The following is a 12,548-nucleotide window of genomic DNA, read 5'->3' as shown; positions in this document are numbered from 1 at the left end:
TCAACGGCTGGCGGCCGGCGTCTCGTTGAGGCAGTTGCGGGGTTGCCGATTGATGGCTTCCTGCAGCGCCTGGAGCCGCTGGTAGTCGGTGGTCTGGATACCCTTTTCCTGCATCAGGCGGTGGATTTCCGGCCCTTCCCACACCTGGAAATCGCTCAGGCGCAGCATGATGTCGCCGATGCGCTGGCGCGCGTCCGGGGTGTCCTCGGCCGGGTGGACGGCGAACTGGTGCAGGCCGGGCGGCAGGTTGCGCACCGCGAAGTCGTAGCCGTCGTAGCGCACTTCGAGGTTCTGCGGCCGGATTTCCGGGTTGTACTGCATGATGTAGCTGTCGGCCACCACGTTGCCGCGCAGCTGCTCGCCCCGGCTCAGCGGCAGTTGCTGCGCCACCGGATGCCACAACAGTTGCAGTACCACCGGGATGCCGGTGAGCTTGGGCAGCGACAGATAGAGGTTGATGAAGTCGTTGCGGATGCGCCAGAACACCATGTGGGTGTCGAGGTGGGTGATGGTGAGACCGGCATCGCGCGCCTTCTGGATCTGCGCCAGGAGTTCGCGCCGCACGTCGTCGATGTCGGCGTGCGCCGCCAGTTCTTCGATGCTGCCCCACAGCCGGCCTTCCGGGTTGTACAACGAGGGCACCTGCTCGCGCGGCAGCACCGCGCCCCAGCCGTAATCCTCCTGCCATTCGTCGGTCAGCGTCAGGTGCAGCCCGACCGCCTTGTGACGCTGGCGCACCTCCGCCGCGGCCGCGGCAAAATGCGGCGCCGGCACCATCAGCGACAGATCCTGGATCTTGCCCTCGTCGAGCAGACGGAACGCCGCACGGTCGAGGTCGGGGTGCATGCCGACGTCGTCGGCGTTGACGATCGCCAGCTTGGCGTCGTCGGGATAACCGAGGCAGCGCGTCAGCGGGGTGGCCGCGCAGTTGAGGGCAAAAGACGCCAGTACGGCGCCGAGTAGGGGGAGTTTGGGCAACATGAACGAGCAATCAACGACACACAGGCGGCTACTGTAACGGCTCGCGGCCACCACGGCGAGCACTAATCTCGCCTGCCGCCCGCCTCCCCTTCGGGGTCTAGAGCATCACCGCGGCCTGGACCGGGGCCGGACCGGCAGCGGGTGGTGGTGGCGCGGCGGGAGCCGGCTGGGCCGTGGTGCCGGACGGCTGAGCCGCCGCCGGAGCGGGTGGTGCAGGTGGTGCGGCTGGCTGGGCCGGCGCGGCAGCTGGTTCCGTTGCCGGGTCCGTGACCTTCTTCATCAGCGCGTCGGCGATGCTGCGCTCCTTCTCGGCCCGTGCCTGGAAGCTCTGCAGCGGCTTGATTTCCCACTTGAGCTGCCCCCAGGCCGGCAGGTCGCGCAGCAGGCGGTCGGCCTCGTCGTTGGATGCGGCATCGAGGATGAAGGCGAAGGTTCGGTCGCCCACCGGCATGCCGCCGACGATCTTCCTGGCGGCCTCCAGCTTCATCAGCGCGTCGAAAGTCGGCAGCAGTTCTTCCTCCACCGCCTCCACCGCTTCCGACGGCGTCGCGTAGTCCGGTGCGCCCGAGCCGATCACCAGGTATTGCGCGGCTCCAGCGGCCGGCCCCAGCGCCGCCAGCGCAACCGCCAGCAGCCACCGGGGCACCACCTTGTTATCCATACATGTCCTCCCACTGCCTGATTGCTAGCGGGTCGGTCAAGGTCGCCAGGCAGTACGACGTTGGCCGAAGCCAGGACGCCAGACAGCGGCAATGGGCGGGGAACCCTGCAAGCGGCGCGCACGCAAATGGGTTCGAGGGAGCAATCGCGAAGCTGGTCAACGGGGTCGATTCGGCATGAACACCCGGTCCATACCATGCAGTATGGCTAACAAATCCAAAAAGAACAGCTTTAAAACAGGGCCATTTTCTGGCCCGTAAACGGCCGCTGCGCGGTTTTCCTGATTTTGGACGCCAGAACCGCTCGGCAGAACAAAAACGCCGTGGCGGGCCTCTACGGCGTCGCCACGGCGGTCTGGTTCACACACCGTGGTAACCACGGTACCAGGCGACGAAGCGCTGCATGCCGTCGGCCAGCGGCGTGTCGGGCGAGAAGCCGACCGCGGCGCGCAGCCTGGCGGTGTCGGCGTAGGTCACCGGCACGTCACCGTCCTGCATCGGGTAGTAGTCCTTCACCGCCTCGCGCCCGCAGGCGGCTTCGGTGGCGCGGATGAATTCCATCAGCTCGACCGGGTTGTGGTTGCCGATGTTGAACAGCCGGTACGGCGGCTGGCCGTCGGTGCCCTGCGGCACATGCTCCATCACGCGCAGCACGCCTTCGACGATGTCGTCGATGTAGGTGAAGTCGCGCTGCATCTTGCCGTGGTTGAACACCTTGATGGTCTCGCCCTTGAGGATGGCCTCGGTGAACAGCCACGGCGCCATGTCCGGGCGGCCCCACGGGCCGTACACGGTGAAGAACCTGAGCCCGGTGGTGGGCAGCGCGTAGAGGTGGGCGTAGCTGTGCGCCATCACCTCGTTGGCCTTCTTGGTGGCGGCGTAGAAGCTCACCGGGGCGTCGACGCGGTCGTCCTCCGAGAACGGCACCTTGGCGTTCTGGCCGTAGACGCTGCTGGAGCTGGCGTACACCAGGTGCTTGACCGGGTGGCGGCGGCAGGCTTCCAGCACGTTGGTGAAGCCGGTGAGGTTGCTCTGGGCGTAGGCGTGCGGGTTCTGGATGCTGTAGCGCACCCCGGCCTGGGCGGCGAGGTGGATCACGTAGTCGACGCGCTCGGCGGCGAACAGCGCCTCCAACGCCGGCCAATCGGCGATGTCCAGCCGGTGGAAGGCAAAACCCGGCCGGCTCTGCAGCGTGGCGAGCCGGGCATGCTTGAGCTCGACGGCGTAGTAGTCGTTGAGGTTATCCACAGCCACGACGTCGACCCCGCCCTTGTCCAGCAGTTTTTCGCACACGGCGCGACCGATGAAACCGGCGGCGCCGGTGACCAATACTTTCATTGCGTGTTCTCCAGACGGTGAAGCTCGATCAGCTTCGCGTATTTGATGTAGCTGTTGAAGCAGCCGATGCTGATGTGCACCAGGCCCGGCACGCCGTCGCGAAAGCCCTGGCGCAGCAGGTAGAACTTGAAGAAGCGCAGCAGCGGGCTGAACACCAGCTTCGGCCAACCCACGCGCTTGCCGCGCTCGAACAACGCCTTTGCCTGCAGATCGGTGTAACGGTTCTGCTTGGTCAGATAGAGCGCGATGTCCTCGCCCGATTCGTGCATTAGGTCGCCCTTGAGGTTTTCCACAGGACCGTCGGCGATGACGTACTCGTGCACCGCGTGGTCGGACCAGCGCGCCCGGCGCCGGTCGAACAGCCGCAGGCTGAGGTCCGGGTAGCCCTCGCCGTGCCGCAGGAAACGACCCATGAATTTGTTGCTACGCGGAAAACGGTAGGCCGCCGCTTGTGGATTGTCCGGCAAGTCCTTGATTTCACTGGCCAATCTGGGTGACAGCCATTCGTCCGCATCGAGACACAGCACCCAATCGTGGCGTGCCTGCTGCACCGCGAACTGCTTCTGCGGACCGAATCCCAACCAATCCTGGTGGATAACTTTGGCGTTATAGCTTTTGGCAATGGCAATAGTGTCGTCGCTGCTGCCGGAATCCACCACCACGATCTCGTCGGCAAAACGGCAGCTTTCCAGGCAGGCCGCAATCTGTTGTGCCGCATTCTTGGTGATCAATACGACGCTCAGTACTGAGCTCATGGTTTCTTATTAGCCCTTTTATATAAAAACCGAAGAAACTGTAGAAGTCGCCCTTCCCCTGTGGACAAGTGCTTTTCCATTTTATAAATCAGTGGATTACCTTGCTTGAAAGGCTGTTGCCAACTGCCTTGTCAGCACCTTCATCAGTTGTGGATAAATAGTGAGCGGTCTGTCCTGAGCGCTTTACCCACAGCTTGTCGGCAGCTTGTGCGTGTCGTGTGGTGGACAGCGTGTTCTGCTCGCCATCGGTCTTTTCATTGACGCCCTTATATAAAATGAAACAACAGATGAAGGGGCCCTCAGTTTGTGGATAAGCTGAAAAACGACGTGCTAACTCAGTTACTTGCCCTGTTGATGAGCATGGGATTGTTTCAGCTGGCAACACACGGACAGATTGTGGATAAATCCGCCAGAACTTGTCCACAGGCGGTTATCCACAGTTCGTGCCGGTGGATTTTACTTGGTTAACCACAGGGCCGCTCGTACAATGCCGGCCATGATGAATGTGCTGATCGTGCGCACCTCGTCGATGGGCGACCTTATCCACACCTGGCCTGCCGTGACCGACCTGCTCGCGCATTACCCCAACCTGCGTCTGGCCTGGCTGGCCGAAGAAAACTTCGCCGACATCGCCGCGCTGCATCCCGGGGTACGCGCGGTGATTCCGATCGCCTGGCGGCGCTGGCGCAAATCCCTGCTGTCCCCTTCCACCTGGGCCGAAATGCGCGTGTTTCGCGAACAGCTGCGGGCGCGTCACTGGGATCTGGTGCTGGACGCCCAGGGACTGGTCAAGAGCGCGCTGCCTGCCAAGCTGGCGCGCGCGCCGCTCGCCGGCTACGGCTGGTCGAGCATCCGCGAGCCGCTGGCCAGCCTGTTCTACGACAAGAAGCACCGTGTCAGCCGCCAGCTTTCCGCGATCGAGCGCAACCGCCGCCTGTTCGGCCTGACCTTCGGCTACCAGCCGGAAGGCGCACCGGATTTCGGCATCCACGCCGGCACCCGGCCGGCCTGGCTGCTGCCGGGCGACTACGCCGTGCTGCTGCACGCCACCAGCCGTGCTTCCAAGGAATGGCCGGAGGAGCGCTGGGTGCAGCTGGCCGACACCCTGGCGCGCCAGGACGGCATGGTGGCGGTGCTGCCGTGGGGCTCGGCCAAGGAGAAGGAGCGCGCCGAACGCCTGGCTGCCAAGATGCACGCCGGGGTGGTGGCGCCCAAGCTGTCGCTGAGGGAGGCGGCCGGCCTGCTCGGCCACGCCGAGGCGGTGGTGGGGGTCGACACCGGGCTGACCCACATGGCCAACGCCGTGAACGTGCCGCTGGTGGCGCTCTATACCGATACCGATCCGGCCCGGACCGGCGTGGTGGAAGGTCCGCGCGCGCTCAACCTGGGCAACGCCGGGCAGTGCCCGACGGTGGACGAGGTGCTGGCGGCGCTGGTGCGGGTGCGGAGCGCGGCGTGATCTGGCGTACCTTGTATAGCGCGCTGTGGACGCTGGCCACGCCGCTGATCCGCCGCTACCTGAGAAAGCGCGCGAAGAAGGCGCCGGCCTACCTCGAGCACTGGGACGAACGCTTCGGCCAACGTGTCGTACCCGCCGCCACCGGGGCGATCTGGGTGCACGCGGTGTCGGTGGGCGAGACGCGTGCCGCGCTGCCGCTGGTGGCGGCCTTGCGCCGGCGCTGGCCCGACGCGCCGCTGCTCGTCACCCAGATGACGCCGACCGGCCGCGCCACCGCCGAGGCGCTCTACCCCGACGCCGAAGTGCGTTACCTGCCCTACGACTACCCGCGCGCCGTGCGCGCCTTCCTGCGGAGCTACCGTCCGCGCTTCGGCGTGCTGATGGAAACCGAGCTGTGGCCCAACCTGATCCACGCCGCGCACGCGCAGCGGGTGCCGTTGTTCCTCGCCAACGCCCGGCTGTCGGAAAAATCGCTCAGGGGCTACCGCAAGGTGGCCCGGCTGATGGCGCCGGCGCTAGGCCAATTCCGCGCCATTGCCGCCCAGACCGCCGACGATGCCGGCCGTTTGCAGCAGTTGGGCGCAGTCGATGTCGCCGTCTGCGGCAACACCAAGTACGACTTCACCGCGCCCGAGGCGGCGCTGGAACTGGGCGCGGCGTTCCGCCGACGCATCGGCCCGCGCCCGGTGCTGGTGTGCGCCAGCACGCGCGACGGCGAGGAAGCGCTGATCCTGGACGCCTGGCGCGCCGCCGGCCGCGCCGTGGCGGATGCCCTGCTGGTGATCGTGCCGCGCCATCCGGAACGCTTCGCCAGCGTGGCGGGGTTGGCCGAAGCCGCGGGCTTCGCGGTGCAGCGCCGCAGCGACGATGCCGCGCTACGCGACACCACCCAGGTCTGGATCGGCGACAGCATGGGCGAGCTGTTCGGCTACTACGCCGCCGCCGATGTCGCCTTCGTCGGCGGCAGCCTGCTGCCCTTGGGCGGGCAGAACCTGATCGAACCGGCCAGCGTCGGCGTGCCGGTGCTGTTCGGGCCGTCCATGTTCAACTTCGCCGACGCCAGCGCCAAGGCGCTGGCATCCGGTGCCGCTGTGCAGGTGGCCGACGCCGCGGCGCTGGTGCAGCAAGCGCTGGCGCTGCTGGCCGACCCGGCCCGTCGCCAGAGCATGCGCCAGGCGGCGCTGGGGTTCACCGCCGCCCATCGCGGTGCCAGCGAGCGCATCGTGGCGCTGATCGCGCACGGCCTCGAGCGCCGCTGAGTTCCCTTTCCCCTCGGGTTTTGCTGCGGCGTCGCGCTGCCGCTGCCGTGGCACGACCTCTTCCCCGCTATTCCTTTCTGACATTCAAACTGAATTTTTATCGTTTCTGGGAATGAAGCGGCACGACTATCGTTGCTCGCGTCGGGATATGGCCATCCCGGTGTCGATACATGAAAAAAGGCGGGAGAGAGTCTCCCGCCTTTTGGCGTGGTGGTCTTCTGGTTTCACGTGAAACCAGCGGCGCCGATCCGGTTCAGCGTCGGAATGCTGCCGCCAGCTGTTCGGCAGTCGCCGCCGGGTCGGCGGCGTCGAACAGCGCGCCGATCACCGCCAGCATGTCGGCGCCGGCACTGACCACCTCTCCGGCATTGTCTGCGGTGATGCCGCCGATCGCCGCGCTCGGCACGCCGAGCCGCTTGGCCTGGGCGAACAGCTGGAGCGGCGCGCGCACCGCGTGCGGTTTGGTGCCGGACGGAAACACCGCGCCGAAGGCGACGTAGCTGGCGCCGGCCGCCACCGCCGCCTCGGCCAGTTTGATGTCGTCGTAGCACGAGGCGCCGATGATGGCGTCCGCTCCCAGCCGGGCGCGCGCCGCGGCGATGGCGGCGTCGTCACGGCCCAGGTGCACGCCGTCGGCGCCGACCGCCAGTGCCAGCTCGACGTCGTCGTTGACGATGAAGGTGACGCCGTGGCTGTGGCACAGGCTCGCCAGCAGGTTGGCCTGCCACAGCCGCCGCACCGGGTCCTGGCTCTTGTTGCGGTACTGCAGCAGGCGCACGCCGTGCGGCAGCACGTCGCTCACCAGCTCGATCAGGCGCTCGCTGTCGTCGGTGTCCGGGGTGATGGCGTACAGTCCCTCAAGCGTGGCCAACGTCGTCTCCTTCGCCGTCCTGTTCCGCCTCGTCGCCCTCTTCCTCCGCCACTTCGCGCGCCCAGAACAGCCGGTCCGGGATGTACTGGCCCATGCCGGGGCGGAAGGCGTTGAGCAGGGTCTGGTAGGTGTACTCCTGGGCATCGGTGATGGCCTCGTCTACCGGTGCGCCGGCGGCCAGCATGCCGGCGATGGCCGAGGCCAGGGTGCAGCCGGAGCCGTGGTAGCGCTCGGGCAGTCGCTCCCAATGGTGCTGGCGCACCTTGAGGTCCTTGCTGTAGTGGGAGTTGATCACCTCGCGCGTGTTCTCGTGGGTGCCGGTGATCAGCACGTGCTCGCAGCCCAGCGCCAGCAGCCGCTTGGCGCAGTCGTCGAGCGTCAGGCTGTCTTCCTCGTCCGGGTCGTTGGCGGCGAGCCGGCGCGCCTCGATGCTGTTGGGGGTGAGCACGCTGACCTGCGGCAGCAGCATGTCGCGCAGCGCGGCGATCATGTCGTCGTCGGCGAGGTCGTCGCCGCCGTCGCTGGCCAGTACCGGGTCGTACACCAGCGGGATATCGGGGTAATCGGCCATCAACTGGGCGATCACCGCGACGTTTTCGATGCTGCCGATCATGCCGATCTTGAACGCGGCCACCGGGATGTCCTCCAGCAGGCAGCGCGCCTGGTCGTTGACCCAGTCGGCCTCCATGACCAGGAAGTCGCTGACCCCGGCGGTGTCCTGCACGGTGATGGCGGTGATGACCGACAGGGGGTGGCAACCGAGGCTCGCCAGCGTCAGAATGTCGGCCTGGATGCCGGCGCCCCCGGACGGGTCGGAGCCGGCCAGCGTCAATACGGCGGGCAGAGGGGATGGAGTGCTCAAAGCTTAGCCTCTTTGTCGGTCAGGATTTAGAATCGGTATTTTAACTGAGCTGGGGCCAAAGGCGATGCGCAGCTGGATGTGTCTTATTTGTGGTTTCATTTACGAGGAAGAGGCGGGCCGCCCCGAAGACGGCATCGCGCCGGGTACCCGCTGGGAGGACGTGCCGGTGAACTGGACCTGCCCGGACTGCGACGCCCGCAAGGAAGATTTCGAAATGGTCGAGTTCTGAACCCGGCCGCGTCAATGCGAAGGAAAATCGAGATGTCGTGGAAACTGTCGTTCATGGCGGCGACGCTGGTCGCCGTGACCGGCTGCGCCGAGGTCTCCACCACCCAGTCCGGGGCGGTGGGCGTCCAGCGCAAGCAGACCATGCTGCTGTCGTCGCAGGAGGTGGAGCAGGCCTCCGCCAAGTCCTACGCGCAGGAAGTGAGCAAGGTGCGCGGCACCGGCAAGCTCAATAACAACGCCGCGCTGACCGCGCGCGTGCGCACCGTCGCCAACCGCCTGATCGCGCAGACCCCGGTGTTCCGCCCCGACGCGCGCAACTGGCGCTGGGAGGTCAACGTCGCCGATTCGCCCGAGCTCAACGCCTACGCCATGGCGGGCGGCAAGGTCATGGTCTATTCCGGCCTGATCACCAAGCTGGCGCTGAGCGACGACGAACTGGCGGCGGTGATCGGCCACGAGATGGCGCACGCGCTGCGCGAGCACTCGCGCGAACAGATGAGCCAGGCCTACGCCCAGCAGATGGGGCTGTCGGTGGTCGGCGCGCTGGCCGGCCTGGGACAGGGCGCGATGGACCTCGCCTCGCTGGCCGGCGATCTGGCGCTGACCAAGCCCAAGAGCCGCACCATGGAGAGCGAGGCCGACGTCATCGGCCTGGAGCTGATGGCGCGCGCCGGCTACAACCCCAACGCCGCGCTCAGCGTGTGGCGCAAGATGATGGCCATGGGCAACGGCAACGGCCCGGAATTCCTCTCCACCCACCCGTCGGACAGCAGCCGCCTGCAGGAGCTGTCGGCGCGCATCCCGCGCGTGATGCCGCTGTACGAAGCCGCGCGTCGGCGCTGAGCCGATGTTTCACGTGAAACCGGACCTCGCCGACCTGGAGCACTGCGCCCTGGCCCTGCCCGGCGCCACGCTCGACGTCAAATGGGGCGACGTGCGGGTGGCCAGCGTGGACGGCAGGATGTTCGCCACCTTTCACCGCGAGGTGGTGGCGTACAAGGTGGCGCCGGACGACTTCCTCGCTCTCAGCGGCCTGCCCGGCGTGCGCCCCGCCCCCTACCTGGCGCGGGCGCGCTGGATCGCGGTGAGCGATTGTTCCGCCCTGACCATGACCGACCTCAAGGCAGGGCTGGCCACGTCGTGGAAACTGGTGGTGCAAAAGCTGCCGCGCGCGCGCCGCGCCTTTTATTCCCGTCCCAGTTCAGAAGCAGAACGCGAAGGCGAGTGAGCAGCGACGAGACAGTACATTGAGTACGGCGAGTGCTCGCTGAGCGAATCTCTGCGTGCCAATCCATCGCTGAGCAAATCTAAAGATTTGCACGCAGTGATTGGCCCAGCGATAGATTCGCACGCAGTCCGCGCCGCGATGCCGACAAAGTGATACGAATGAAATGGAATGGGAATAACGGACTGTAAATGACCTACCTCTACCTCAAGGCCTTCCACATCTTCTTCGTGGTGGCGTGGTTCGCCGGCTTGTTCTACCTGCCGCGCATCTTCGTCAACCTAGCGATGGCCGAGCACCCGGCCGAGTACGACCGGCTGCTGCTGATGATGCACAAGCTGTACCGCTTCATGACCCCGCTCGGCGTGCTGGCGCTGGCGCTGGGCCTGTGGCTGATGTTCGGCTACGGCGTCAGCGGCGGCTGGCTGCACGCCAAGCTGGCGCTGGTGGCCGGGCTGGTGCTCTACCACGGCGTCTGCGGCCGCTTCTGCCAGGCCTTCGCGGCGCGCCGCAACACGCGCAGCCACACCTGGTTCCGCGTCTTCAACGAACTGCCGGTGCTGGTGTTGCTGGCGGTGGTGATACTGGTGGTGGTCAAGCCCTTCTGAGAGTCCATCCCATTAGGCGGCTGCGCCTTCGCATCTTGAGCGCCGGCAGTACTGCGTGCGAATCTTTGATTCGCTCAGCGATCAGGAATCCTCATGGACTCCGTGCCCATTCCGGTTCCTGTGCGCTGGCGGCACTCAACCTGCCTTGGCTCGCTCGCCTACTGGGATAGACTCCGGCCCCTCGATAGAGCGTGGGGTAGGATGGGTGAAGCGTAGCGCAGCCCATCGCAGCGAACCGGACCCTGCCGAACAGGGACGAGGCCTGCCAGCCTGCGGCGCCCTGTGTATTTATTGATCTAGGAAACGATATGGCAATGGAAATCGAGCGGCGCTTTCGCGTCGCCAACGACGGCTGGCGCGGGCTGGCCGAGGGCGTGCGCTACCGTCAGGGCTACCTGTCGGTGGAGAAGGAACGCACGGTGCGCGTGCGCGTGGTGGGCGAACAGGCCTGGCTCACGCTGAAGGGCCACGTCACCGACGTGTCGCGCCACGAGTTCGAGTACGCCATCCCGCTCGCCGACGCCCAGACCATCCTCGACAGCATGTGCCCGATGGTGGTCGACAAGCTGCGCTACCGCATCGAACACGGCGGCTTCGTCTGGGAAGTCGACGAATTCTTCGGCGAAAACGCCGGCCTGGTGATGGCCGAGATCGAGCTGCCGGCGGAAGACACGCCGTTCGCCAAGCCGGCGTGGCTGGGTGAGGAAGTCACCCACGACGGGCGCTACACCAACGCGCACCTGTCGAAGAACCCGTACACCCGTTGGCCGAAGGCGTGAGCGTCTATTTCCTCGCGCGGCTTGGGTTCGCCCGCCCGCTGCACTAGACTCTGGTGCTTCGGCCAATCTCTGCATAGTCAGTTTTCATCAGGAAACCATCATGTCCCGCAATCTCGAACTGTTTGAACGTGGCAAGCAAGTGATCCCCGGCGGCGTCAACTCGCCGGTGCGTGCCTTTGGCCAGGTCGGCGGCACGCCGCGTTTCGTCAAGCGCGCCGAAGGCGCCTATTTCTGGGACGCCGACGACAAGCAGTACCTCGACTACGTCGGCTCCTGGGGCCCGGCCATCCTCGGCCACGCCCATCCGGAAGTGGTCAAGGCGGTGCAGGACGCCGCCGTCGGCGGCCTGTCGTTCGGCGCGCCGACCGAGGGCGAAGTCGAGATTGCCGAGGAAATCTGCAAGCTGCTGCCGTCCGTCGAGCAGCTGCGCCTGGTGAGCTCCGGCACCGAGGCCACCATGAGCGCGATCCGCCTGGCGCGCGGCTTCACCGGGCGCGACCTGATCGTGAAGTTCGAGGGCTGCTACCACGGCCATTCCGACAGCCTGCTGGTGAAGGCCGGCTCCGGCCTGCTGACCTTCGGCAACCCGTCCTCCGGCGGCGTGCCGGCCGACTGCACCAAGCACACCCTGGTGCTGCAGTACAACGACGTGGCGCAGCTCGCCGAGACCTTCAAGGAAGTCGGCGACCAGATCGCCTGCGTCATTCTCGAGCCGATCGCCGGCAACATGAACCTGATCAAGCCGTCCGCCGAGTTCGTGCAGGCCTTGCGCGCGCTGACCGAACAGCACGGCGCGCTGCTGATCTACGACGAGGTGATGACCGGCTTCCGCGTGGCGCTGAACTGCGCCCAGGGCCTGCACGGCATCACCCCGGACCTGACCACGCTGGGCAAGGTGGTGGGCGGCGGCATGCCGCTGGCGGCGTTCGGCGGCCGCGCCGACGTCATGGCCAAGATCGCGCCGCTGGGTAACGTCTACCAGGCCGGCACGCTGTCCGGTAACCCGCTGGCGGTGGCGGCCGGGCTGACCACGCTCAAGCTGATCCAGCAGCCGGGCTTCCACGACACGCTCTCCGCGCGCAGCGCCAAGCTGGCGGCGGGTCTGGCCGACGCCGCGCGCGACGCCGGCGTGGCGATGAGCACCGACAGCGTCGGCGGCATGTTCGGCTTCTACTTCAGCGACACCGTGCCGACCAGCTACGCCGAGGCCACGCGTTGCGACATCGCCCGCTTCAAGGCCTTCTTCCACGCCATGCTGGACGAAGGCATCTATCTGGCGCCGTCCGCCTACGAGGCCGGTTTCGTGTCGATCGCTCATAGCGACGCGCTGATCGACGACACCATCGCCGCCGCGCGCCGCGCCCTGGCGCGGCTGTAGTTCCACTTCGCCTTAGAACCGGTAACGTTGTCAGCGGCGTTGCGCGGGCTGCGGGCGAATCTCTCGCTGGCCAATTACTGCGTGCAAATCCTTGATTTGCTTAGCGATAGATTGGCACGCGGAGATTCGCCCGGCGAGCGCTTGCC

General features: G+C 66.4%; 15 protein-coding genes. 8 read left to right on the top strand and 7 right to left on the bottom strand.

Annotated features, from left to right (window positions below; genetic code table 11):
• The 5 genes from NH8B_RS19590 to NH8B_RS21015 form a co-directional block, all read right to left on the bottom strand.
• Complete coding sequence (locus NH8B_RS19590) at positions 1-981, bottom strand: polysaccharide deacetylase family protein (RefSeq protein WP_148283007.1); 981 nt, start codon at positions 979-981, stop codon at positions 1-3.
• Between the two features lie 97 nt (positions 982-1,078).
• A complete protein-coding gene (locus NH8B_RS19585) occupies positions 1,079-1,642 on the bottom strand; it encodes a hypothetical protein (RefSeq protein ID WP_008955401.1) in 564 nt (187 codons plus the stop codon).
• 358 nt (positions 1,643-2,000) lie between these two features.
• Positions 2,001-2,978, bottom strand: a complete 978-nt coding sequence (locus NH8B_RS19580; protein WP_014088789.1) for an NAD-dependent epimerase — start codon at positions 2,976-2,978, stop codon at positions 2,001-2,003.
• Complete coding sequence (locus NH8B_RS19575) at positions 2,975-3,733, bottom strand: glycosyltransferase family 2 protein (RefSeq protein ID WP_014088788.1); 759 nt, start codon at positions 3,731-3,733, stop codon at positions 2,975-2,977. Before NH8B_RS19575 ends, NH8B_RS19580 begins: the two co-directional genes overlap by 4 nt.
• 88 nt (positions 3,734-3,821) lie before the next feature.
• On the bottom strand, positions 3,822-4,157 hold the full coding sequence (locus NH8B_RS21015) for a hypothetical protein (RefSeq protein WP_014088787.1): 336 nt from the start codon (positions 4,155-4,157) through the stop codon (positions 3,822-3,824).
• Positions 4,158-4,229: 72 nt separating this feature from the next.
• Between NH8B_RS21015 and waaC the strand changes: the two genes are divergently transcribed.
• Both waaC and waaA read left to right on the top strand, forming a co-directional pair.
• Entirely contained in the window at positions 4,230-5,192 is a 963-nt protein-coding gene (gene waaC / locus NH8B_RS19570; RefSeq protein WP_014088786.1) for a lipopolysaccharide heptosyltransferase I, read from the top strand.
• Positions 5,189-6,451 carry a lipid IV(A) 3-deoxy-D-manno-octulosonic acid transferase gene (gene waaA / locus NH8B_RS19565; RefSeq protein ID WP_014088785.1) on the top strand — a complete coding sequence of 421 codons (1,263 nt, stop codon included), beginning with the start codon at positions 5,189-5,191 and terminating at the stop codon, positions 6,449-6,451. Before waaC ends, waaA begins: the two co-directional genes overlap by 4 nt.
• A 253-nt stretch (positions 6,452-6,704) precedes the next feature.
• Here waaA and thiE read toward each other — a convergent pair whose 3' ends face one another.
• A complete protein-coding gene (gene thiE, locus NH8B_RS19560; RefSeq protein WP_014088784.1) occupies positions 6,705-7,322 on the bottom strand; it encodes a thiamine phosphate synthase in 618 nt (205 codons plus the stop codon).
• Positions 7,309-8,184 carry a bifunctional hydroxymethylpyrimidine kinase/phosphomethylpyrimidine kinase gene (gene thiD, locus NH8B_RS19555; RefSeq protein ID WP_014088783.1) on the bottom strand — a complete coding sequence of 292 codons (876 nt, stop codon included), beginning with the start codon at positions 8,182-8,184 and terminating at the stop codon, positions 7,309-7,311. Before thiD ends, thiE begins: the two co-directional genes overlap by 14 nt.
• Before the next feature lie 64 nt (positions 8,185-8,248).
• Between thiD and NH8B_RS19550 the strand changes: the two genes are divergently transcribed.
• The 6 genes from NH8B_RS19550 to hemL all read left to right on the top strand — a co-directional run bounded on the left by NH8B_RS19550 (position 8,249) and on the right by hemL (position 12,402).
• A complete protein-coding gene (locus NH8B_RS19550; RefSeq protein WP_008955394.1) occupies positions 8,249-8,413 on the top strand; it encodes a rubredoxin in 165 nt (54 codons plus the stop codon).
• A gap of 32 nt (positions 8,414-8,445) precedes the next feature.
• A complete protein-coding gene (locus NH8B_RS19545) occupies positions 8,446-9,255 on the top strand; it encodes a M48 family metallopeptidase (protein WP_014088781.1) in 810 nt (269 codons plus the stop codon).
• A 4-nt stretch (positions 9,256-9,259) separates the two neighbouring features.
• Positions 9,260-9,640: an MmcQ/YjbR family DNA-binding protein gene (locus NH8B_RS19540; RefSeq protein WP_014088780.1), complete on the top strand. Its 381-nt coding sequence runs from the start codon at positions 9,260-9,262 to the stop codon at positions 9,638-9,640.
• A gap of 188 nt (positions 9,641-9,828) precedes the next feature.
• Complete coding sequence (locus tag NH8B_RS19535; RefSeq protein ID WP_008955391.1) at positions 9,829-10,245, top strand: CopD family protein; 417 nt, start codon at positions 9,829-9,831, stop codon at positions 10,243-10,245.
• 308 nt (positions 10,246-10,553) lie between these two features.
• Complete coding sequence (locus NH8B_RS19530) at positions 10,554-11,024, top strand: CYTH domain-containing protein (protein ID WP_008955390.1); 471 nt, start codon at positions 10,554-10,556, stop codon at positions 11,022-11,024.
• A 100-nt stretch (positions 11,025-11,124) separates the two neighbouring features.
• Positions 11,125-12,402, top strand: coding sequence for a glutamate-1-semialdehyde 2,1-aminomutase (gene hemL, locus NH8B_RS19525; protein WP_014088779.1), 1,278 nt, complete (start codon positions 11,125-11,127; stop codon positions 12,400-12,402).
• Positions 12,403-12,548 lie beyond the last annotated feature (146 nt).

The organism is Pseudogulbenkiania sp. NH8B (assembly GCF_000283535.1).
Classification (GTDB): domain Bacteria; phylum Pseudomonadota; class Gammaproteobacteria; order Burkholderiales; family Chromobacteriaceae; genus Pseudogulbenkiania; species Pseudogulbenkiania ferrooxidans.
This window is presented reverse-complemented; position numbering and strand designations above follow the sequence as displayed.